Annotated in this window: 20 protein-coding genes; 7 read left to right on the top strand and 13 right to left on the bottom strand. The window is 66.6% G+C overall.

What is annotated here, in order from left to right; all coding sequences use genetic code 11:
* Positions 1-112: 112 nt before the first annotated feature.
* Entirely contained in the window at positions 113-838 is a 726-nt protein-coding gene (locus tag AC1DR6_RS08935; protein WP_476828839.1) for a DUF1028 domain-containing protein, read from the top strand.
* Between the two features lie 171 nt (positions 839-1,009).
* Here the strand turns inward: AC1DR6_RS08935 and AC1DR6_RS08930 are convergent, their stop codons facing one another.
* The 10 genes from AC1DR6_RS08930 to AC1DR6_RS08885 all read right to left on the bottom strand — a co-directional run bounded on the left by AC1DR6_RS08930 (position 1,010) and on the right by AC1DR6_RS08885 (position 11,992).
* Positions 1,010-2,131, bottom strand: coding sequence for an alanine racemase (locus tag AC1DR6_RS08930; RefSeq protein WP_476828838.1), 1,122 nt, complete (start codon positions 2,129-2,131; stop codon positions 1,010-1,012).
* Entirely contained in the window at positions 2,128-2,586 is a 459-nt protein-coding gene (locus AC1DR6_RS08925; protein WP_476828837.1) for a RidA family protein, read from the bottom strand. Before AC1DR6_RS08925 ends, AC1DR6_RS08930 begins: the two co-directional genes overlap by 4 nt.
* A 46-nt stretch (positions 2,587-2,632) precedes the next feature.
* Positions 2,633-3,190: a GNAT family N-acetyltransferase gene (locus AC1DR6_RS08920; RefSeq protein ID WP_476828836.1), complete on the bottom strand. Its 558-nt coding sequence runs from the start codon at positions 3,188-3,190 to the stop codon at positions 2,633-2,635.
* Positions 3,191-3,256: 66 nt separating this feature from the next.
* Positions 3,257-4,420: an amidohydrolase/deacetylase family metallohydrolase gene (locus AC1DR6_RS08915; protein WP_476828835.1), complete on the bottom strand. Its 1,164-nt coding sequence runs from the start codon at positions 4,418-4,420 to the stop codon at positions 3,257-3,259.
* A gap of 19 nt (positions 4,421-4,439) precedes the next feature.
* Positions 4,440-5,375: an N-carbamoyl-D-amino-acid hydrolase gene (locus AC1DR6_RS08910; RefSeq protein WP_476828834.1), complete on the bottom strand. Its 936-nt coding sequence runs from the start codon at positions 5,373-5,375 to the stop codon at positions 4,440-4,442.
* Positions 5,376-5,488: 113 nt separating this feature from the next.
* Positions 5,489-6,388 (bottom strand): ABC transporter permease, encoded by a 900-nt coding sequence (locus tag AC1DR6_RS08905; protein WP_476828833.1) that lies wholly within the window; start codon positions 6,386-6,388, stop codon positions 5,489-5,491.
* A 2-nt stretch (positions 6,389-6,390) separates the two neighbouring features.
* On the bottom strand, positions 6,391-7,332 hold the full coding sequence (locus AC1DR6_RS08900; RefSeq protein ID WP_476828832.1) for an ABC transporter permease: 942 nt from the start codon (positions 7,330-7,332) through the stop codon (positions 6,391-6,393).
* A 125-nt stretch (positions 7,333-7,457) separates the two neighbouring features.
* Positions 7,458-9,053 carry an ABC transporter substrate-binding protein gene (locus AC1DR6_RS08895; protein WP_476828831.1) on the bottom strand — a complete coding sequence of 532 codons (1,596 nt, stop codon included), beginning with the start codon at positions 9,051-9,053 and terminating at the stop codon, positions 7,458-7,460.
* A 217-nt stretch (positions 9,054-9,270) separates the two neighbouring features.
* Complete coding sequence (locus tag AC1DR6_RS08890) at positions 9,271-10,683, bottom strand: amidase (RefSeq protein ID WP_476828830.1); 1,413 nt, start codon at positions 10,681-10,683, stop codon at positions 9,271-9,273.
* Positions 10,684-10,762: 79 nt separating this feature from the next.
* Positions 10,763-11,992, bottom strand: a complete 1,230-nt coding sequence (locus AC1DR6_RS08885) for a M20 family metallo-hydrolase (RefSeq protein ID WP_476828829.1) — start codon at positions 11,990-11,992, stop codon at positions 10,763-10,765.
* A 138-nt stretch (positions 11,993-12,130) separates the two neighbouring features.
* Here AC1DR6_RS08885 and AC1DR6_RS08880 point away from each other — a divergent pair, with 138 nt between their 5' ends.
* The 4 genes from AC1DR6_RS08880 (at position 12,131) to mbfA (ending at position 16,527) form a co-directional block, all read left to right on the top strand.
* Positions 12,131-13,537 (top strand): MATE family efflux transporter, encoded by a 1,407-nt coding sequence (locus AC1DR6_RS08880; protein WP_476829003.1) that lies wholly within the window; start codon positions 12,131-12,133, stop codon positions 13,535-13,537.
* 239 nt (positions 13,538-13,776) lie between these two features.
* Positions 13,777-14,481 (top strand): L,D-transpeptidase, encoded by a 705-nt coding sequence (locus AC1DR6_RS08875; protein WP_476829002.1) that lies wholly within the window; start codon positions 13,777-13,779, stop codon positions 14,479-14,481.
* A 127-nt stretch (positions 14,482-14,608) separates the two neighbouring features.
* Entirely contained in the window at positions 14,609-15,442 is an 834-nt protein-coding gene (locus AC1DR6_RS08870) for a DUF2076 domain-containing protein (protein WP_476828828.1), read from the top strand.
* Positions 15,443-15,570: 128 nt separating this feature from the next.
* Positions 15,571-16,527 (top strand): iron exporter MbfA, encoded by a 957-nt coding sequence (gene mbfA / locus AC1DR6_RS08865; RefSeq protein ID WP_476828827.1) that lies wholly within the window; start codon positions 15,571-15,573, stop codon positions 16,525-16,527.
* 16 nt (positions 16,528-16,543) lie between these two features.
* Here the strand turns inward: mbfA and AC1DR6_RS08860 are convergent, their stop codons facing one another.
* Both AC1DR6_RS08860 and AC1DR6_RS08855 read right to left on the bottom strand, forming a co-directional pair.
* Entirely contained in the window at positions 16,544-17,353 is an 810-nt protein-coding gene (locus tag AC1DR6_RS08860; protein WP_476828826.1) for a L,D-transpeptidase, read from the bottom strand.
* A gap of 171 nt (positions 17,354-17,524) precedes the next feature.
* Positions 17,525-18,949 carry a lipopolysaccharide biosynthesis protein gene (locus tag AC1DR6_RS08855; RefSeq protein ID WP_476828825.1) on the bottom strand — a complete coding sequence of 475 codons (1,425 nt, stop codon included), beginning with the start codon at positions 18,947-18,949 and terminating at the stop codon, positions 17,525-17,527.
* 168 nt (positions 18,950-19,117) lie between these two features.
* Here AC1DR6_RS08855 and AC1DR6_RS08850 point away from each other — a divergent pair, with 168 nt between their 5' ends.
* Together AC1DR6_RS08850 and AC1DR6_RS08845 are read left to right on the top strand one after the other, a co-directional pair.
* Positions 19,118-19,615: a GNAT family N-acetyltransferase gene (locus AC1DR6_RS08850; protein WP_476828824.1), complete on the top strand. Its 498-nt coding sequence runs from the start codon at positions 19,118-19,120 to the stop codon at positions 19,613-19,615.
* A complete protein-coding gene (locus tag AC1DR6_RS08845) occupies positions 19,612-20,454 on the top strand; it encodes a DMT family transporter (RefSeq protein WP_476828823.1) in 843 nt (280 codons plus the stop codon). Before AC1DR6_RS08850 ends, AC1DR6_RS08845 begins: the two co-directional genes overlap by 4 nt.
* Here the strand turns inward: AC1DR6_RS08845 and AC1DR6_RS08840 are convergent.
* A complete protein-coding gene (locus AC1DR6_RS08840; RefSeq protein WP_476828822.1) occupies positions 20,441-20,932 on the bottom strand; it encodes a PaaI family thioesterase in 492 nt (163 codons plus the stop codon). The genes AC1DR6_RS08845 and AC1DR6_RS08840 overlap by 14 nt on opposite strands.
* Positions 20,933-20,959 lie beyond the last annotated feature (27 nt).

Here is a 20,959-nt window from a genome sequence, read left to right as displayed (position 1 = left end):
CGGCGTCTCGAAGATGTTTCAGGAGGCTCCGGAACCATCTGGAGCATCCTTCGAGACGCGCCTGCGGCGCTCCTCAGGATGAGGGCTCGCATGTTATGGAGGACGGAAGATCATGACCTGGTCCATCGTCGCGCGTGATGCTGCGACCGGCGCTTTTGGCGTCGCGGTTTCCACCTGTGCCTTTGCCGTCGGTGCGCGCGTGCCATTCGGCGGCGGGCGCATCGGCGCGATCGCGACGCAGGCTTTCGTCAATCCGCTCTACGGCATCGACGGTCTCAGGCTTTTGCAGGAGGGCCGCTCGGCGCTGGAGATCGTCGCGACGCTGACGGCGGCAGATGAGGGCCGCGCCCATCGCCAACTTCATGTCATCGACCGCGAGGGCAAGATCGCGGCCCATACCGGCTCGGCCTGCATCGACTGGTGCGGCGCGGTGGACGGGCCGCAGGTTTCGGTCGCCGGCAACATGCTTGCCGGCCCCGAGGTGGTCCAGGAGACGCTGAAGGCCTATGTCGCGGCCTCCGGCCTCGATTTCGACGAGCGGCTGCTCGTGGCGCTGGAAGCCGGTGAAAAAGCCGGAGGCGACAAGCGCGGCAGGCAATCGGCCGCGATCAGAATCTGGAACGGCGAACCAGCGCCCAGCCTCGATATCCGCATCGACGACCACACCGACCCGTTGAGCGAGTTGCGCCGGCTCTGGCGCGTCGCGCATCAGCGCTCGGTGCCGTTCCAACAGGCCTCGCCCTCGCGCGCCCGGCCGGCCGGCGTCACCGACCGGGCCGAGCTCGACCGGCTCTGCGCGGAGTACGCGGCGGGCTGGAACGCGCGGCATCCGGAATGAGCGTGAAACCCCTCTCCTGTAAGGAGAGGGGTAGGGGTGAGGTGTCGGCCCCTGGACCAGTCCGGCGCCCCCCTCACCTCGTCAGCGGTCAGGTCTCAGCTAAAGCTTCCAACGGCCTACACCTCTCCCTGCCCTCTCCTTACAGGAGAGGGTTCTCAGCCCCCGCGCTTCTCAGGTCAGCTTGCCGCGCGCCGCAACCGGCAATTCGCCAATCAGCTTGTTGCCACGTACGGTGACCAGCCGGTCGACCATATTGACGACCACGCAGACATGGTTCGGCACCACGCGCACGATCTCGCCGACCACCGGCCGCTCGTTCGAGGCCGAGAGGTCGAGGAAGCCATGCTCCTCGGCGAACTGGGCGATTTTCGCGGACGGATATTCCAGGATCAGCCCATGGCCTTCGAGGCCGCCGCTATCGCTGGTCAGGGTCTTCGAGCCTGAATCGAGGATGCCTCGCTCAGCGCCGGCGCGACTGACCACCGTCGCGTAGACGGTCAGCGCGCAGTCTTCGAGCGTGGCAACGCCGGCCGCCATCTGCATGCGGTCGTTGAAGATCGAGGTGCCCGAGCGATGCTCGGTCGATCCCTTGAGCTTGCCGATGTTCGGCAGGTTGGGCGATCCGCCGGTGGAGACAATGCCCGCCTCCAGACCCGCGTCGCGCAAGCCGGCATTGGCCGTGTCGAGGAAGATCTGCGTGCGCTCCCAACCGTCTTCCGGCGGGTACATCAGGAAGCCCGCGAAGGTCAGTCCCGGCGAGGCTGCGATCATCTTCGCCAGTTCGACGGCCTCGTTCGGCGTCTCCACCCCGGCGCGCCTACGGCCGGTGTCACATTCGACGACGACTTCGAGGTTACGCCCGGCAATCTCTGCGGCGCGCGGCAGGCCGGAGATGGTGACGGGGTTGTCGGCGGCGACGATCATCCGCGCGCGACGCTGGAGCGCGCCCAGGCGACCGAGCTTCTCCTCGCCCAGGATATTGTAGCTGATCATGATGTCGTCGATGCCGCCATCGGCCATCACCTCGGCCTCGCCGAGCTTCTGGCAAGTGATGCCGCGTGCGCCGGCCTCGATCTGCATCCGTGCCAAAACCGGCGATTTATGCGTCTTGATATGCGGGCGGTTGGCGATGCCGGCGGCGTCGCAGGTCGCCTGCAGCCGGGCGATGTTGGCCTCCACGACATCGAGATCGATCACAACAGCGGGTGTGCCGTAGACCCGCGCGATCTCGGCGGCGAGCGGCGTCGCGGCCTTCTGGTCGAGCGCCGGCGAGGTGGTCGCGGTGACGCTCATAACAACACCCTCACGATCGCTTCGATTTCGACGGTCATGTTGTTGGGCAGCGAGCCCATGCCGACGGCCGAGCGGGCATGACGGCCGCGCTCGCCCAGCACCGCGACGAAGAGATCCGAGCAGCCATTGATGACCTTGGGCTGGTCGGCGAAATCAGGCGCGCCATTGACCATGCCGAGCAGCTTCACCACTTCGACCTTGTCGAGCGAGCCGGTTGCCTTCTTCATCGCCGCAAGCAGGCCAAGCCCGGTCTGTCTGGCGTGCTCATAGGCTTCCTCAATGGTGACATCCTTGCCGACCTTGCCGGTCGGATAGGTGCCGTCCGCACGCTTGGGGCCCTGTCCCGAGAGATAGAGCATGTCGCCGACCTGCTTGAAGCTGACATAGGTCGCGACCGGCGACGGCACCTCCGGCAGCGTCAGCCCCAGTTCCTTCAGCCTGTCCTCGGCGCTCATGATCGTTTCCTCCAGCTCGGGGCTCGTATCGGCCCCGCAAAATCGTTCAGACCAGGTCGCGGCGCATGTAGCAGGCCGCGTCGTCATAGGTCGCGAGCTTTTCGGCCAAGGCCGGTTCGGTGATCACGGCAAAGCCGTGCCGTCGCCAGAAACCCGCCGAGCCGTTCACCGCCACCAGGGTGAGGCTGCGACAGCCTTCGCGTATGGCCCGCTCCATCATTTCGGCGACGATCGCGCGGGCTGCGCCGGTTCCACGAGCGGCCGGAAGCAAGGCGAGATCATGCAGGTACCAGTTCGTTCCGTCTTTCGGCACCGCGCCGAGCAGGCTGTTCAACGCGGGGATTTGGCCTGCCGGCCAGGGGTGGCTGACAAGGTAACCGTGTAGCGAGCCGCCCTGCCCCACCAGCACATGACAACCCTCCGGAGCTAGCCGCAACCGCTCGGCGACCACCGCCTCATCCTCTGGGTAGGCCGGATGCACCTCAGCAGCGATGCGCATCACAGCCGGCAGGTCGGCTGCGGTCGTCGGGTGCCAGCTTGCCTCAAGCGCGTCATGCTCGGGCCTGACCCGGGCATCTCCAGCCGAAAGAGGCTCCGGTGCCATCGCGGCCTGAGATTCTCGGGTCGAAGCGTTGCTTCGCCCGAGAATGACGCGCTGGTCTGCGCCCAATCAGGCCGCCGCCTTCGGGAACTGGTTGTCCTCGCGCGAGTGCCACCACTTGCCCTTGAGCACGACGCCTTCTGAGGCGATCTTGCGGTCGCCCATCAGGTGCTCGCCGACGACGTCGACATAGTCGAACTTGCCCTCCTTGACGGTCAGGATCGTGGCGTCGCCGAGCGAGCCGACCCTGAGCGAGCCGTATTCCGGGCGCTTGAGCGCCATCGCCGCATTCACGGTCGAGGCAGCGATAACGTTGCCCAGGCTCATGCCCATGCAGAGGAATTTCGACATCGTCGTGACCTGGTCATAGGCCGGGCCGTCGATGCAGAGCTTGTGCACGTCGGACGAGATCACATCCGGCTCGAAGCCGTTGGCGAGCATGGCGCGCGTCGTCTTGAACGAGAACGAGCCCTTGCCGTGGCCGATGTCGAAGATAACGCCACGCTTGCGGGCGGCGATGACCTCCGGCTTCACCGTGCCCTGCGCGGTCGCCGGCGCATTCGGGAAGGGGCGGAAGGCGTGGGTCAGCACGTCGCCCGGCCGCAGCATGCCGAGGACTTCCTCATAGGATGGCGGCGGATGGTCGATATGGCACATCAGCGGCATGCCGATCTCTTCGGCCACCTGCAGCGCGATGTTCAGCGGCTTGGTGCCCTGATCGCCCGAGGCATGGAGGCCGACGCGCACCTTGATGCCGACGATCAGGTCGCGGTTCTTGTCGGCGACCTCGGCGCAATCGATCGGGTTCATCAGGCGCATATCGCCGCTCTCGCCGACCATGACGCGGTGGTCGAAGCCGTAGATGCCGGCATGCGAGACGTGGAGATAGGCCAGGATGCGGGCCTGGCTCTGCTCGATGACGTGCTTGCGGAAGCCCGGCCAATTGCCGGGGCCGGCCGAACCGGTATCGACCGAAGTCGTCACGCCCGACAGCCGGCAGAACTCGTCGGCATCGATGCCAAGCGAAGTGCCACCCCAATAGACGTGGGTGTGCAGGTCGATCAGGCCGGGCGTGACGATGTAGCCGCTGACGTCGCGGACCTCCTTTGCACCCTTCAAATCCTTGCCGAAGCCGGAAACCTTGCCGTCGGTGAAGGCGACATCAAGCACGCCGTCATGCTTCTGCGAGGGGTCGATGACGCGACCGCCCTTGAGGATGAGATCATGGGTCATGGCTTCAGGCCTTCGGTGCTCAGACGGGAGAGAGGGCGCCCTTGCGCTCGACGATGAGGCCATAGGCCTGCGGTTCGCGATGCTTGGCGAAATTGAAGGTCGAGTTCTTGTAGCTCTTGCCGAGGTCGAGGTCACAGCGGGCGATGACCAGCTCGTCGCCCTCGGTCACGGCCTGCGCCACCACCTCGCCGGTCGGTGCGATGATGCAGGAGCCGCCGATCTGGTCGACGCCGGCTTCCAGCCCCGCCTTGGCGACACCGACGACCCAGGTCGCGTTCTGATAGGCACCGGCCTGCATCACCAGCTGATTGTGGAAATTACCGAGGCGGTCATGCGCCGGCGCCGGCGGGTTATGCTTGGGCGTGTTGTAGCCGAGCACGATCAGCTCGACATCCTGCAGGCCCATGGAGCGATAGCTTTCCGGCCAGCGGCGATCGTTGCAGATCATCATGCCGATATTGGCGTCCATCGTGTGCCAGACCGGCCAGCCGAGATTGCCCGTTTCGAAATAGCGCTTCTCGAGGTTCTGGAACGGCGCGTCCGGCCGGTGCTCGGGATGGCCCGGCAGATGGATCTTGCGATATTTGCCGACGATGGCACCGGTCTTGTCCACCAGGATCGCGGTGTTGAAGCGACGCTTGCGGCCTTTTTCATGAGCGAGTTCGCAGTAACCGAGATGGAAGCCGATGCCGAGGCGCCGAGCCTCTTCGAACAGCGGAGCGGTCTCGTTCGACGGCATCGCGGCTTCGAAATACGCGTCGATCTCAGCCTCGTCCTCCATCCACCAATGCGGGAAGAAGGCGGTGAGCGCGGCCTCCGGATAGACGATGAGATCGACGCCATGCTCCTTGGCCTGCCGCATCAGCGCGATCATGCGCGCGATCGCGGAGGCCCGGCTTTCATCGCGCTGGATCGGGCCGAGCTGCGCTGCGGCGACGGTCAGGATACGGCTCAAATCACGGGCTCCAGAGGAAAGGCAGTGCCCCGGCAAGCTCGGAGCACGCGGCCATCGCGTCAAGCGGCGGCGATGGATGGCGAGGGTTGCTCTGCCGGCAGGGCTGCGCCTGCTCAGAGCCGCTTGGCGATCCGCGGATCGAGCGAGTCGCGCAGGCCGTCACCGAGCATGTTGACCGCGAGAACGGTGATCGAGAGGAACACCGCCGGGAACAGGATGATGTGCGGCCGGATCTGCCAGAGCGCCCGGCCCTCGGCCATGATGTTGCCCCATGAGGGCGTGGAGGGCGGCACGCCCGCGCCGATGAAGGACAGGATCGCCTCGACGATCATCGCGCTGGCGCAGATATAGGTCGCCTGCACGCTCATCGGCGCAAAGGTGTTGGGCAGGATGTGGCGGAAGATGATGCGCCCGACGCCCGCGCCGTTGGCGACGGCCGCCTCGACATAGGGCTGCTCGCGCAGCGAGAGCACGACGCCTCGGATCAACCGCGCCACGCGCGGGATTTCGGCGACCGTGATGGCGAGGATGACGTTGCCGATCGAGCCGCGCGTCAGCGCCATCAGGGCGATGGCGAGCAGGATCGGCGGGATCGACATCATGCCGTCGATGATGCGCATGATGATGCCGTCCGACCAGCGCACGAAGCCCGCGACGAGGCCGATCGCAAGCCCCACCACCGAGGCGAACACCGCGACGCTGAAGCCGACGACCAGCGAGACGCGCGCGCCGTAGATGACACGGGAATAGACGTCGCGGCCGAGCATGTCGGTGCCGAACCAGTACAGCTCGGAAGGGATGCGGGTGCGCCGCGAAGGGGCGATCGCGGTCGGATCGACCGTGCCGAGCAGCGGGGCTGCGATCGCGATCAGCGCCATCAGCACTAGGAGCCCGCCGCCGATGGCGACGGACGGATGACGGCGCAGATAGCGCAGGAAACGCGCGGTCTGGCCGCGCTGCACAGGCTCCGTTGCGGCGACGAGGGACGGGGCGGAGGCAATGGGAGCGGACATGGTCAATACCGGATCCTCGGATCGACGAGGGTGTAGCTGAGATCGATCAGCAGGTTCACGAGCACGTAGACCAGGCTGAACATCAGCACGACGCCCTGGATGACGGGATAATCGCGCCGCAGGATGGCATCGACGGTGAGCCGGCCGAGACCCGGGATGGCGAAGACGCTCTCGGTCACCACCGCGCCGCCGATCAGGAGCGCTATGCCGATGCCGATGATGGTGACGATCGGGACCGCCGCGTTCTTCAGCGAATGCAGGAAGAGCACGTCCTTCTGCGCCACGCCCTTGGCCTGGGCGGTGCGGACATAGTCCTGCTGCAGCACCTCCAGCATGGTCGCCCGGGTGATGCGGGCGATCAGCGCGATATAGACCAGCCCCAGCGTCACAGAGGGCAGGATCAGGTTCCGGAGCCAGGGCCACAGCCCGTTGGAAATCGGCGTATAACCCTGCACCGGCAGCCATTCGAGCTTCAGCGCGAAGATCCAGGCGAGCAGATAACCGACGACGAAGACCGGCACGGAAAAGCCGAAGACCGCGAAGGCCATGGCCCCCTTGTCGACCCAGCTCCCCGCCTTCCAGGCCGCGATCACGCCCATCGGCACGGCGATCACCACCGCGAAGATCAGCGTCAGGATCATCAGCGACAGCGTCGGTTCGATGCGCTGCTTGATCAGTTCGGTCACGGGAAGATTGGTGAAGATCGACGTGCCGAGATCGCCCTGGACGACGCGCCAGCTCCACTCCCCGAAGCGCACCAGATAGGGCCGGTCGAGGCCGAGGCTGGCGCGGATGCGCTCGACATCAGCGGGGGAAGCCTGGTCGCCCGCGATGATCGCGGCCGGATCGCCCGGCGCCACATACAGCAGCGAGAACACGAAGAGCGCGACGAACGCCATCACCGGAATGGTCGTGATGATGCGCCTGATGACGAAAGCAAGCATGGCAGGCCGATCTCTGTTTGATCCAGGCCGCGGCCCAATGCATCGAGGGCCGCGGTGTTGACTGAGCGACGGGGCACACGCCCCATCGTGGGGAGTGGGTGAGGCCCACCCCCTGCAAGGCCTGGTCAGGCCTTGGCGACGTCCCAGAAAAAGGGCAGCGGGCCGCTGACCACGCCGGACACATTCTTCCGCCAGGCCTGGTAGCTTAGATAGAAGCCCGTCGGCGCATAGACGACGTTTTCCACCGCCGCCTTGTTGAGACGGGCGATCGCGGCCTTCTCCTCGGCCAGATCCTTGGCCTTGAACCAGTTCGTCACCTCGGTCTCGACCGCCGGCACGTTGGGCCAGCCGAACCAGGCCTTGTCGCCATTGGCGCGGATCGCGGTGTAGGAGGCCGGGTTCACGCAGTCGGCGCCGGCATGCCAAGTGTGGAACATGCTCCATCCGCCTTGGTCCGGCGGCGTCTTCTGGGCGCGGCGCGCACCGACCGTACCCCAGTCGGTGGCGACGAAATCGACCTTCATGCCGATGCTCTTGAGCAGTTCGGCGGTGACGTCGCCCATCGACTTGGTCGGCGCCATGTCCTGCGCCACGACGCAGACCACCGGCTCGCCCTTATAGCCGGATTCGGCCAGCAGCTTCTTGGCGGCCGCGACGTTGCGCTGCTTCAGCATGTCGCCGCCCTCCTCGGTGTAGAGCGGGGTGCCGGGCGTGAAGAAACCGGGCAGCGCCTTCCAGAGCTTGTCGTCGTCGCCGACGACGGCGCGCATGTAGTCTTCCTGGTTCAGCGCGGTCAGCACGGCCTGACGCACCTTCAGATTGTTGAAGGGCGGGAACAGGTGGTTCATGCGGAAGGCGCCGATATTGCCGAGCGGATCGCCGATATCGACGTTAATGTCCTTGTGGGCACGCAGGGTCGGCACGAGGTCGGCAAGCGGGGTCTCCCACCAATCGACCTCGCCATTCTGGAGCGCGGCGGCAGCGGTCGCGGCATCGGGGATGATGACCCACTCGATGCGGTCGACGAGGATGTTCTTGCCGCCGGCGAGCCAATCGGCCTTTTCGGTGCGCGGCTTGTAATCGGCGAATTTCTCGAAGACCGCCTTGGCGCCGGGCACCCAGTCGCTCTTCAGGAACTTCATCGGCCCGGAGCCGACATATTCGGTGATCTGGGTGAAGGGATCGGTCTTGGCGATGCGCTCCGGCATAATGAAGGTGCAGGGCGCGTTGGTCTTGGCCATCGCCAGCAGCATCTTCGGATAAGGCTCCTTCAAAACCCATTTCCAGGTGAGATCGTCGACCGGCGACAGCTCGACTTGGATCGCGCGCAGCATCAGGCCCATCGGATCGCGGGCCGACCAGCGCACGAGGCTGGCGACCACGTCCTTCGAGGTCACCGGCGAACCGTCATGGAATTTCAGGCCGGAGCGCAGCTTGAAGGTCCAGGTCAGGCCGTCGGAGGAAACCTCTTCCGCCTCGACCATCTGGCGCTGCGGCTGGAACTTGGAATCGACGCCGTAGAGCGTGTCCCAGACCAGCGCGGCTGCGTTTCGGACGACATATTGCGTTCCCCATATGGGGTCGAAATTGGCGAGGTTGGCCTGCGGCACGAAGCGCAGGGTCTTGGCCGGCGACTGCGCCAGGGCCGGCATCGCCAGCCCGCCGGACGCTGCCGCCAGACCTGCACCCGTCGCGGATTTCAGAAACGTCCTGCGGTCCATGACTCACTCCCCTGAAGCGGCTACCTCTAGGCGGGCGGCCTTGGCGCGAGTTTGGGCAGAAATTCAGCTGCTGACAACACGCCAAAACGGCCCGCCTGGGCCTGCGGCTCGTGTGCACGGTTCATGCCAAGCAACGAAGCCGTGGTGAAAGGGCTAGCAACCCGACGACGTCGCGCAAATCTGCGCCTTAAAACGGCAAAAGCCGCAAAACAGAGTTTTAAACCGATTTGATCGGCTCGCTGACCCGCGCGAACGGCCGGGCCTGCTCGAAGGCCGCCGCCGCGCGCAAAACCAGCGCGTCCTTGCCGAAGGCGCCGACGATCTGAAGCCCTGCCGGCAGCCCTGCGGAGGTCAATCCGCACGGTACGGAGACAGCCGGCTGCTGCGTGATGTTGAAGGGGTATGTGAACGGCGTCCAGCGCGTCCAGTCGTCACCATAGGCGCCGTGTTCCGGCGTATTGCGACCGACCGCGAAGGCTGGCAGTGGCAGGGTCGGCGTCAGCAGCAGGTCGTATCTCGCGTGGAAGCGAGCCATGCGCAAAGCCAGCGCGTTGCGCTCGTTCAGCAAAGCCTCGACATAGGCCGAACCGGGGATGGCTTCGCCGATTTCCGCGACGGCGACGAGGCCGGGGTCCATCTTTTCGCGCGCCGCCGGATCGATGCCGCGCAGCGCCAAGGCGGCACCGGATGCCCACAAGGTCATCAGGGTCTCGATCGGATCGTCGAAGCCGGGCTCGGCTTCCTCCACGATGGCGCCGAGTTCGGTGAAGACATTCGCCGCGGCCCGCGTCAGCGCCGCGATCTCGGGGTCGACCGTCACGTCCTGACCGAGCCTCGGCGACCAGGCGATGCGCAGGCCGCGTAAGCCCCCTTTCAGCCCGTCGACATAATCCGGCGGGCGGCTGACCATCGCGGTCATGTCGCGCTCATCGGGCTGGCCGATCACCTTCATCGCCAGCGCGGTGTCGGTCACGGTGCGGGTCAGCGGGCCGAGATGGGCGAGGAACCCCATCACAGAGATGGGCCAGGCCGGCACGCGGCCATAGCTCGGTTTCAAGCCCACGACGCCGGTGAAAGCTGCGGGGATGCGGACCGAGCCCGCTCCGTCCGTACCGATATGGATGCAGCCGAGATTGAGCGCGGCGCAGGTGGCGGCGCCGGACGATGAGCCGCCCGGCCCGGTGCCGGTGTTCCAGGGGTTGCGCGTGATGCCGGAGAGCGGCGAGTCGCCGACACCCTTCCAGCCATATTCCGGCATCGCCGTCTTGCCGAGGAAGACGGCACCGGCCTCGCGCAGGCGGGCCGTCGCCGGCGCGTCCTCCGGCGATGGATCGGTTGAAGCCAGCGCCGAGCCGCGTCGCATCGACCAGCCGGCAACCGCGATGTTGTCCTTGATCGTGACGGGCACGCCGTCGAGCGGCCCGAGCGGATCGCCCTTGAGCCAGCGCGCCTGCGAGGCCTCGGCCATGGCGAGCGTCACCGCCGCGTCGCGAACGACGAAGGCGTTGATATCCGGCTCGAAGCGCTCGATGCGCGCCAGCGCATCCTTCGCGACCTCGACGGGCGAGAGTTCGCGACTGGCATAGAGCGGGCCGAGTTCGGCGGCCGAGAGCGAGGCGATCAGGGTCATCGGAACTCCGTCATACGGCTTTGGCAGATTATCGGAGCCCTCATCCGCGGCTCCTCAGGATGAGGGCTTTTCTCATTCCTCAGGCGTTGGCAACGCGCCAGGCGGTGCTCAGCAAGACGTTGGCCCCGGCGACGATGTCCTCGTCCGTGCTGAACTCGGCCGGGTTGTGCGAGAGCCCGCCGATCGAGGGGATGAAGATCATCGCGGTGGGGCAGAGCCGCGACATCATCTGCGCGTCATGCCCGGCCCCGGAAATCATGCGCCGGACGGGCAGACCGGCATCGGCCGCGCTGCGCTCGACCTCGGCGATCAGCTCTTCCGCAAACGGTGTCGCCGGGAAGCGCGCGAGGTCGCGGAACGCGATTGCGATGCCGTCGCGTTCGCTCAGCTCGGCGCAAAAAAGCCGGACCGCCTGCTCGGCCTGGGCCAGTGCGGCGTCATCGGGATTGCGCAGGTCGAGCGTCATCGTCACCGTTTCGGGCACGACGTTGACGTTGGCCGGCTGGACGCGGACCACCCCGACATTGGCGAGCTGATGGGGAATCGTCTTCGTCAGCTCATTGGCGAAGATATTGATGCGCGCTGCGGCCAGCCCAGGGTCCTTGCGATAGGCCATCGGCGTGGTGCCGGCATGGCTCGGCCGCCCCTTCAGGGTCAGTTCCAGCCAGCAGATCGCCTGGATGCCGGTGACGGCGCCGATACCGCCGTTTTCGTTCTCGAGCACGGGGCCCTGCTCGATATGCAGTTCCAGATAGGCGTGGGCAGGCAGGAAGCCGGGCTGCTCTGCCCCCTCGTAGCCGATGCGCTTCAGCTCCGCACCGAGGCCCGTCCCTTCCGCATCGACCTCACGATGCGCGGCCTCGACCGACATGCCGCCGGCCCAGACATAGGAGCCGAGCATGTCGGGGTGGAACCGCGCGCCCTCCTCGTTGGTGAAGGCGATCACGGCCATATCACGCCGGGGCGTCAGCCCTGCATCCCTCAACGCGGCCAGAACCTCGACGCCGGCGACCACGCCAAGCGCGCCGTCGAAGCGCCCGCCGGTGCCGACGGTGTCGATATGCGAGCCCATGATGACGGCAGGCCCCGCCTCCTGCCCTTTCAGGATGCCGACGATGTTCCCGATCGCGTCGATGCGGACATCGAGGTTCAAGGCTTCGAGCTGCCGGACCAGCCAGTCGCGTCCCTGCTTGTCCTGGTCGCTGAGGGCCAGGCGCCGGCAGCCGCCCTCGGGCGTCGCGCCGATGCTGGCGAGATCGGCCAGCCGTGAGGTCAGCCGTCCCTCGTCGATCCGCAGATTGGTGCTCATCGGCGATTTGTCTCCTCCACGTCGCGAGGCAAGATGCAGGCCGGCCCGCGCCTTGTCGACCCGCCCGGTGCGCATCGGGCCCTTTACGGGTTGCGACTGTCGCGGCCGCGGTTTCGCCGCTAGAAGCGGCAGCCCATGATGGTCGATGTTGCACCGACGCCGCCCCGTAGCCCCTGGCTTGCCGAAATGCGCGCCATGCTGGCGCTCGGCTGGCCGCTGGTGCTGACCAATGTCGCGCAGACGGCGATGACCGCGACGGATGTCGTCCTGATGGGACATCTCGGACCAGACGCGCTGGCCGCCGGGGCGCTCGGCAGCAATCTCTACATGGCCTTTCTGATCTTCGGCATTGGCGTGATGGCCGCCGTCTCGCCGATGACGGCGATCGAGCTCGGCCGCAACCGCCATGCCGTGCGCGACATCCGCCGCACGGTGCGGCAGGGTTTCTGGGCGGCGGCGACCATGGCGATCCCGATGTGGCTCGCGCTCTGGCACGCGGAAGCGATCCTGAGGGCGATGGGGCAGGACCCGGCGCTGTCGAAGGCGGCCGCCTCCTATCTGCAGACGCTGCAATGGGGACTCTTCCCCTTCTTTCTTTATCTCGGCCTGCGCGGGTTCGTCGCCTCGCTGCAACGGCCGGGCTGGGCGCTGGTCGTCGTGCTCTTCGCCGTGCCGTTCAACGGTTTCGCCAACTGGTGCCTGATGTTCGGCAATCTCGGCTTCCCGGCACTGGGCCTGTGGGGGTCGGGGCTGGCAACGGCGCTGTCCTCCGTCCTGATGTTCGCCGGCATGGTGCTGGTGGTGATGCTCGACCGGCGCTTTCGCCGCTATCATCTGTTCGGGCGCTTCTGGGTGCCGGACTGGCCGCGCTACCGGGCCTATTGGCGGATCGGTTTCCCGATCGGCGTCACCGTCGCGTTCGAGGTCGTCGTCTTCAACGGCGCGGCTTTTTTGATGGGCCTGCTCGGCGCGACCCCGCTGGCCGCCCACGCCATCGCGATCCAGATCGCCTCGCTGACCTTCATGGTGCCGCTCGGCCTGGGACAGGCCGGGACCGTTCGGGTCGGGCGGGCCTTCGGTGCCGGGGATGCTGATGGCGTGCGGCTTGCCGGCGCGGTCGCCCTGGTGCTGGCGATGGGTTTCATGGCGAGCACAGCGCTGCTGATGCTACTCGCGCCCGGGCTGCTCGTCTCGCCTTTTCTCAACACGTCGCATCCCGGAGCGGCCGAGGTGGCGCGACTCGCGATGACCTTCCTGCTCTACGCCGCGATCTTTCAGCTCGCGGACGGTGCGCAGGTCGTCGGGTCGTCCATCCTGCGCGGGTTGGGCGACACCCGTGTGCCGATGATCTTCGCAGGGCTCGGCTATTGGGTCATTGGCCTGCCCTTGTCGGCGGCGCTCGGTTTCCTGACGCCGCTCGCAGGACGGGGCATCTGGATCGGGCTGGCGATCGCGCTCGCCGTCGTCGCTGTTCTGATGCTCGGGCGCTGGTTCGCCCGCGAGCGCCTGGGTCTTATGGATCAACTTCGCGCAGCGAGGCTCTGAGTGTCGGGGCCGTAACCGTTGCTTCAAAGCAACAGTGTGGCCTCACCATATTTCCGCCACATCAAATCCACCCCGCGGCCATCCAGACCGTCTTGAAACGCATGACGCAGAGGCGCAGGGAACCGCAGCCCTGCATTCCCGTTAGTCACCGCCCGCAGTCGAACAGAGTCCCCTCCATGCCCCCCGCCAAGCCTGACGTCTCCCCCCTCGCCCGGCCGACCCGCCGGCTTTTCGCCGCGATGACGCCGCTGTTTCTGGCGGCTTGCGTGAGCCAACGTCAGCAGCCCTTCGTGGTGGAGCAACCGGTGGGCCGTTACCCGGTGAGCCCGGAATATCTCGAGATGTACGGCGAGAAGCCGAACGAGAAGTATCCGCTTCCCGCGACCGACATCTCCGAGGTCGATCCGCGCTTCCTGCGCCAGATCGTGGACTATCCCACGAGCGAGCATCCGGGCACGATCGTCGTCGATACCGACGCTCACTTCCTGTATCTGGTCCAGCCGGGCGGCAAGGCTATCCGCTACGGCATCGGCGTCGGCAAGCAGGGCATGTCCTGGCGCGGCCGCGCCACCGTGCAGCGCAAGGCCGAGTGGCCGCGTTGGACGCCGACCCCGGATATGATCCGCCGCGATCCCAAGAAGAACGGTCCCTGGTCCAGCGGCATGGCGGGCGGCCTCGACAACCCGCTCGGCGCCCGCGCGCTCTATCTCTATCAGGGCGGCCGCGACACGCTGTACCGCATCCACGGCACCTCGGAGCCGTGGTCGATCGGCAAGTCGATGTCGTCGGGCTGCATCCGCCTGTTCAACCAGGACATCATCGATCTTCACGGGCGTGTGCCCACCGGGACCAATGTGCTGGTGCTCAACCGTGGCAGCCTCCAGCGCATGGACAGCGACGAGGCACCGCCGCCGGACGACGATGAGATGCTGCCGACCTATTGAGCGGCACCTGCTAGCGACACCTGAAGTGGCCAAGGCGCGACGCTCCGTCGCGCCTTGATACCGTCACAGGGCACGCCCACTTCTCTTCTCGCGGTGCTCAAGCGCCGTTCAACCAGAGGAGAAGACGATGACGCCGCAAGAACGCGACGTGATCGCCGGGATTTTCGATCGGCTCAAGCAGGCCGCCAATCAGCCCCGCGACCCGGAAGCCGAAGCCTTCATCGCCGAGCGGTTGCGCGAGCAGCCTTATGCGCCCTACGCCATGGCTCAGTCCGTGTACGTACAGGAGCAGGCGGTGAGCAATCTGCACCAGCAGGTCGAGAGCCTGCAGGCGCAGCTGCGCGATCTCCAGAACAAGCCGCCCGAGCCGGCACCGGCTACGGGCGGATTCCTGTCGGGCATTTTTGGAGGCGCACCGGCGCAGCCGCGCGGGGCCTCGGTTCCCCAGTTCCCGCAGCGCAGCGATGCTCAACCGTCTTCCGCCTGGAACGCGCAGCCAAGCGCGCAGCCCGCTCCGCAGCCGCAGATGGCGCAACCTCAAGGCGGTGGTGGCCCTTGGGCCGCGCAGCCTCAACAGCAACAGCAGCCGGCGGGTGGTGGCGGCGGCTTCATGGCCAGCGCACTAACGACCGCGGCCGGCGTCGCGGGCGGCATGCTGCTCGGCAATGTGCTGAGCCATGCCTTCAGCGGCGGCGGGGCTGGTGGCGCCGCCAGCAGCTTGGCCAATTCCGTCGGCGGCTTCGGCTCAGGTACGAACGGACAGCAGGCTTCCCCGTCATCCTACGAGCAGGGCGCGAAAGATCAGGCCGCCTATGACAAGGGCGCCGACGACCAGGCCCGTGTCGACCAGGCGTCCGACAATGGCGGCAAGGACGATAACAGCCCGTCCTACGACCAGGCGAGCTACGACGACAGCGACTCCAGTCCCGACAGCGGTTCGGACGACGACAGCTGGGCCTGAGAACTCGCCGTTCTCGGCAGCACAGTCAGCCAGCCCGCCTCTTCGGAGGCGGGCTTTTTTCATTCAGGCCCTTCCCAAAACCTGCCTTCCCCAATAGATTAGAATTATTCCAATATTGAGCAACGCTGATGAAACGCCTCGACGAACTCGGTGAGCCTGAAATCCTCGCCCTGGCGATCTCGAGCGAGGAGGAGGATGCCCGCATCTACCTCAGCTTCGCCCAGCGGCTGCGCGGAAACTATCCGCATTCGGCGAAGATGTTCGAGGAGATGGCCTCCCAGGAGCATGATCATCGCCACCGCCTGCTGAGCCTCTACGAAAGTCGCTTCGGCAAGGAGCTGCCGCTGGTCACGCGGCAGGACGTGAAGGGCTTCCTGAAGCGCAATCCGGTCTGGCTGCACGAGGATCTTCAGCTCGAAGCGGCGCGCCGGCATGTCGCGCTGATGGAGGTGGAGGCGAGCCGGTTCTATGCCGGTGCCGCCGAGCGGGCTCACGATACCGGTACACGCAAGCTGCTGGCGGATCTGGCGGAGGAAGAGCGTGGCCATGAGCGCATGGCCGAGCGACTCGGCGAAGAACTGAAGACCTCGGGAGCGATCGACGAGGAGGAGGAGACCCGCAAGCGGCTCTTCGTGCTGCAGATCGTGCAGCCGGCGCTGGCTGGCCTCATCGACGGCTCGATCTCGACGCTGGCCCCGATCTTCGCCGCCGCGTTCGCGACCCACGATTCCTGGAATGCCTTCGTCGTCGGCCTTGCTGCCTCGCTGGGCGCCGGGATCAGCATGGGCTTGACCGAAGCGCTCTCCGACGACGGCGTGGTGACCGGTCGCGGCCATCCATGGGTGCGGGGCGCCGCTTGCGGCATCGCCACCGCGATCGGCGGGCTCGGCCACACCCTGCCCTATCTCATCCCCGATTTCTGGCTGGCCACGGCGGTGGCCGGCGTCATCGTGACGATCGAACTCTTCGTGATCGCCTTCGTGCGCTATCGTTACATGGAAACGCCGTTCGCCTCGGCGATGGTGCAGATCGTTCTCGGCGGACTCGCGGTGCTGGCAACGGGTATCCTAATCGGCAGCTCGTGAAGAGCCGCCGGGCGGCTCACATCACGATGACCTTGGCGCCGACGCCGACGCGCCCATAGAGGTCGGTGACGTCGTCATTGGTCATCCGGATACACCCGGACGAGACCTCATGGCCGATCGTGTTGGGCTCGTTGGTGCCGTGGATGCGGTAGAGCGTCGAGCCGAGATAGAGCGCGCGTGCGCCCAGCGGGTTTTCCGGGCCGCCCGCCATGAAGCGCGGCAGATCGGGCCGGCGCTTCAGCATTTCGGAAGGCGGCGTCCAGCTCGGCCACTCGGCCTTGCGCGTCACGGCCTTGGTGCCCGCCCAGGAAAAGCCCGGCCGGCCGACGCCGATGCCGTATCGCAGCGCGCGGCCGTTCGACTGGACCAGAAACAGGAAGCGCTGCGGCGTATCGATGACGATCGTGCCCGGCTTGTGCGGTCCGTCATAAGCAACCTCCTGCTTGCGGAAGCGCGGATCGACAATGCCCTGGATGCCCGCTTGCGGTTCGAGCGGCTGGCCAAGCGAGGCCTCCTGCCGCAGGCCGCGCGGCCGGCGCGGCTGCCCGAAAGGATCGGCGCCGTAATCGGCCGGTGCGCGCACCGCCTGGCCATACGCGTAACCGCCGGGACGGTTGTAGACGGCGCCACCACGGGCGGAGGGCGTCGGGTCGCGGCCGGTCATCATCATCTCGATGAACCCGCCGCCATAGCCCGCACGACCCTGCGCGGCGCGCAGCATCGGGTCCTGTTGCTCGCCGTAAGCATAGCCCTGGGCGAACACCGGGCTCGCCAGCGCGAGAAGACCGACACAGGCGAGGACAGGAAGAAACCGGGCGGGACGCATGACGCATTCTCTCGAGATCGACCAGACCGAGCCTGCGGAGCGCGCCGAAAGGAATGGTGAATCCGGGACGGTTTCCGCGTCGTGCCAACGCGAAACGCTCGAATTCGTTGCATTAACCTTAGCGGACCCCGAAGCGACAGGGTTAAGCGCTTCTTGCAGGCGCGGCGAGACCTAAGCTGCGCGGCGTTCCCTGAGGCGGCTCAGGACGAGTGTCCGCCAGCCCGCCACGTCGCAGGCGAGCACGATGCCGCCATAGATCAGCATTCCCAGGACGCCCTGAACCAGCAACTCGACGGGCGCCGGAAAACGGCCCCGCAGCGGCCAGAGCAACGCGGCCATCGACCCGGTCGCCGCCGCCACCACTGCTACATCCTTCAGCGAGGGCCATTGCGGCAAGGCGCGCAGTACGATGACAGCGGTCAAAAGCAGCACCGCCAGAAAAGCCGCGCTTTGCGCGAGCGGCGCCGCGAAGCGCCCGAGCGTGGACTGAAGCGCGAAAACAAGGATGAGATTCACGGCAAGACCGACCAGCGCGGCGAGGGAGGTCGTGCCCGTCCGCTTGTCCAGCAGGAAAACCGGGAACAGGGCCGCCAGAAAGATCGCCAGCGCGGCGAAGCCCGGAAGCAGGATCGCCAGATGCGCAGCGAAACGCCCGCGAAATTCCGGGGGGACGAGCAGCGCCTCGAACGCCGGCAGCACGACCCAAAGCCCGACCGCCGCGGGCAGCACCACGGCGAGCACGATGACGATATTGCGGGACACCTGGGCGAGTGCAACCTCGCGCCCCTCCGTCTCCCCAAGCCGCAGGACATGGCGCAATGCGACGATCTCGATCGTCGCGCCCAAGGTTCCGAAAAGCCGCAGCCCGATGTCGGAGGCGAGCGAGAAGTAGCCGGCCTCCGCCAGCCCCTGCGCATCGGCGAGCCAGGCGCGATTGATCAGCGGGATCAGCGAATAGATCGCGTTGCCGGCGACGAGCGGCAGGCCGTAACGCAGAAAATCCCGCGCCAGATCATGCCGAAAGAGAGCCGGCGCCAGCGGCCCGTCGGATAGCGGGCCGCGCACGCTCAGGACCGAGAGGATGGTGCCGGCGAGCCCTCCGAGCACCACGACCACGGGGTCGCGCGTTGCCCAGGCCCCGCCGACCATGAACAGCAGCACGACGACGCTGCGCACGAGAATCAGCCGCGCATAGGCCCGGTCGAGAAAGCGACAGCGCGCGATGGCGCCGTGATATTCGAACCATCCGGCGCCGACGCCGGCCAGGACGGCGGCCGCGAGCAGGGCGTGGGGAAGCCCGGCATCGAGCCCCACCGCATACGCCACGACGGGCAGCGTGCAGAGACAAAGCGCGACAACGGCGAAGATGAGATCGAGCGTCGCACGGATGCCGGGCTGGGTGTCGCGCGCCTGCGCCGAATAGAACCGCACCGCCGAGAGCTTGATCCAGTCCAGCCCCGCCGTATTGACCAGAATGACGGTCGCCGCGGCGATCGCATAAAGCCCGAAAGCGGATGGGCCGAGGAACAGGGCGATCAGCAACCCGAGCGCGAAATTGAAGCCGGCATTCACGACGAAAGGCAGGAGAACCGTCATCTCGCCTCCATAAGCGCCCGATTCGGGCTGCCGCAGCGCTGGCGAACACTGCCCTACCGGGTGGCGCGGCTCTTTCCAAGCGCTCGGACCGGACATCTGCGGCGCCGGAATGCAGGGATGCGGCGCGCCGCCTTTGCAACCGGCGCGTTTGCTCATAGAGCCGGTGCCATGACGAGCTTCCCCGCCATCCGCAGCGCCACCGATGCCGATTCCGTGTCGCTAGCGACACTGATCGCCGCGAGCTTCGCCGAATATCCAAACTGCCACTTCGTCTGGGACGAATTTCCGGAGTTGCTGAAGCCGGCGAGCGCGTTCGCGGTCAAGGGCGGCCGGCTCTGGGTCGCGGATGCGCCGGGCGGCGGCATCGCCGGCTCGCTCGGGGTCGCGCCCGTTCCGGGGCAAAACGCGGTGGAGATCACCAAGGTCTATGCCGACCCGGCCTTTCGCGGCAGCGGTCTGGCGCAGGCGCTTTTCGCAAAGGCCGCCGCCTTCGCGATGGAAGGCGGATTTGCCGAGATGATGCTGTGGTCAGATACGCGTTTCGCGCGCGGCCATCGCTTTTATGAGAAGCTCGGCTTTCGGCGCTGGCCCGGCGAGCGCTATCTCGCCGACGTCTCCGAGACCTGGGAATATCATTTCCGCAGGGCAACCGGCGCTCCCGCATGAGCAGCTCGACCGCGCTGCGCGCCGCGCTCGGCATCGCGCTCCTCACCGCGATGGACGCGGTGATCAAAGCCCAGATGCAGCATCATGCGTTTCTGCTGGCGCTGTTCATGCGCTTCGCGATGGGCGGTGTCGTCGCGCTTGCGGTCGTTGCCGTCGCCCGGCCCAAAATGCCGACGCGCGAGAGCGTGATCGGCAACCTCGCGCGTATTCCGCTGGTCGTGCTGACGGCCGGCAGCTTCTTCTACTCGGTTTCGGTGCTGCCGCTGGCGGAAGCGCTGACGCTGTCCTTCCTCTCGCCGGTCTTCGTCGCGCTGCTCGGCGGGCTGATCCTGAAGGAAAGGATCGACAGGCGGATCCTCCAGGCGCTGGGGTTCGGGCTCGCCGGGATGCTAGTGATGGTGTGGCCGCGCTTGCAGGGCCATGTCGGCGGTGCGGGGCTCGGCGTCGCAGCAGCGCTGTTCTCGGCGGTGAGTTACGCGTTCAACCTCATCCTGCTGAGGCGGATCGCGACGCGCGAACACCCGACGGTCATCGTCGCCTTCCAGGCGATCGGGCCGGCGCTTTGTCTCGCCCTTCCCGCGCTTCAGGAGTTCGAACCGATGGGCTGGCGCGATCTCGCCGCCTATGCGGGCGCGGGCGTGCTCGGCGTGTCCGGGCACCTGCTCCTGACCTCGGCCTATGCAAGGGCGCCGGCCTCGAAGCTCGCGGCGATCGATTATACCGCGCTGATCTGGGCCAGCCTGCTCGGCTTCGTCTTCTTCGCGGAAGTGCCGCTCTACACGACGCTGGCCGGCGCCGTGCTGATCGTCGCCGGCGCGGTCGCGGTCAGCCGGCGCTAGCGGCAGCCGGCTTCGGTCGAAACACCAGGCAGGTCTCGGTGCCGTGCGCCAGAAGCCGGCCGCTTTCGTCGTGGAGGCTGCCTTCGGTGGTGATGACGGAACCGCCGCGATGGATGATGCGGCCCTCGCAACGCACCGTCCCGCTGTCCGGCATCACCGGGCGAACATAGTTCAGCTTCATCTCCAGCGTGGTGTAGCCCTCGCCAGCCTTCAGCGTTGAATGCGCGGCGCAGGCCATGGCGGAATCGAGGATGGTCGCCGTCCAGCCGCCATGCACCGTGCCAAGCGGATTGAAGAAGCGCGCCGAGGGGCGGCCCGTGAAGACGACGCGGCCCTCCTCGGCCTCCACAAAATCGATGTCGGAGGCGTCAGCGAAAGGCGGCGCCGGGTGGGTTCCATCGAGCATGCCGCGCAGGAAGGCCAGGCCATCGCCGGCGATCAATGTCTTGCGCGAGACCAGTCCGAACACGCGTTCCATGACCCTCTCCCTCTACCGTGTAACTGC

Source organism: Allobosea sp. P5_A5 (assembly GCF_056400625.1).
Note: the sequence above shows the minus strand (reverse complement) of the source record. Positions and strands in the feature narration are given on the sequence as shown.

Bases quoted from the DNA above. Each gene is read 5' to 3' on its own strand.
- AC1DR6_RS08875 (WP_476829002.1), top strand. From the start codon at position 13,777: ATGACGCCGCTGTTTCTGGCGGCTTGCGTGAGCCAACGTCAGCAGCCC.
- AC1DR6_RS08890 (WP_476828830.1), bottom strand. From the start codon at position 10,683: ATGACCCTGATCGCCTCGCTCTCGGCCGCCGAACTCGGCCCGCTCTAT.
- AC1DR6_RS08930 (WP_476828838.1), bottom strand. From the start codon at position 2,131: ATGAGCGTCACCGCGACCACCTCGCCGGCGCTCGACCAGAAGGCCGCG.
- AC1DR6_RS08860 (WP_476828826.1), bottom strand. From the start codon at position 17,353: ATGCGTCCCGCCCGGTTTCTTCCTGTCCTCGCCTGTGTCGGTCTTCTC.
- mbfA (WP_476828827.1), top strand. From the start codon at position 15,571: ATGAAACGCCTCGACGAACTCGGTGAGCCTGAAATCCTCGCCCTGGCG.
- AC1DR6_RS08920 (WP_476828836.1), bottom strand. From the start codon at position 3,190: ATGGCACCGGAGCCTCTTTCGGCTGGAGATGCCCGGGTCAGGCCCGAG.
- AC1DR6_RS08905 (WP_476828833.1), bottom strand. From the start codon at position 6,388: ATGTCCGCTCCCATTGCCTCCGCCCCGTCCCTCGTCGCCGCAACGGAG.
- AC1DR6_RS08880 (WP_476829003.1), top strand. From the start codon at position 12,131: ATGGTCGATGTTGCACCGACGCCGCCCCGTAGCCCCTGGCTTGCCGAA.
- AC1DR6_RS08900 (WP_476828832.1), bottom strand. From the start codon at position 7,332: ATGCTTGCTTTCGTCATCAGGCGCATCATCACGACCATTCCGGTGATG.
- AC1DR6_RS08885 (WP_476828829.1), bottom strand. From the start codon at position 11,992: ATGAGCACCAATCTGCGGATCGACGAGGGACGGCTGACCTCACGGCTG.
- AC1DR6_RS08840 (WP_476828822.1), bottom strand. From the start codon at position 20,932: ATGGAACGCGTGTTCGGACTGGTCTCGCGCAAGACATTGATCGCCGGC.
- AC1DR6_RS08870 (WP_476828828.1), top strand. From the start codon at position 14,609: ATGACGCCGCAAGAACGCGACGTGATCGCCGGGATTTTCGATCGGCTC.
- AC1DR6_RS08845 (WP_476828823.1), top strand. From the start codon at position 19,612: ATGAGCAGCTCGACCGCGCTGCGCGCCGCGCTCGGCATCGCGCTCCTC.
- AC1DR6_RS08850 (WP_476828824.1), top strand. From the start codon at position 19,118: ATGACGAGCTTCCCCGCCATCCGCAGCGCCACCGATGCCGATTCCGTG.
- AC1DR6_RS08895 (WP_476828831.1), bottom strand. From the start codon at position 9,053: ATGGACCGCAGGACGTTTCTGAAATCCGCGACGGGTGCAGGTCTGGCG.
- AC1DR6_RS08925 (WP_476828837.1), bottom strand. From the start codon at position 2,586: ATGAGCGCCGAGGACAGGCTGAAGGAACTGGGGCTGACGCTGCCGGAG.
- AC1DR6_RS08855 (WP_476828825.1), bottom strand. From the start codon at position 18,949: ATGACGGTTCTCCTGCCTTTCGTCGTGAATGCCGGCTTCAATTTCGCG.
- AC1DR6_RS08935 (WP_476828839.1), top strand. From the start codon at position 113: ATGACCTGGTCCATCGTCGCGCGTGATGCTGCGACCGGCGCTTTTGGC.
- AC1DR6_RS08915 (WP_476828835.1), bottom strand. From the start codon at position 4,420: ATGACCCATGATCTCATCCTCAAGGGCGGTCGCGTCATCGACCCCTCG.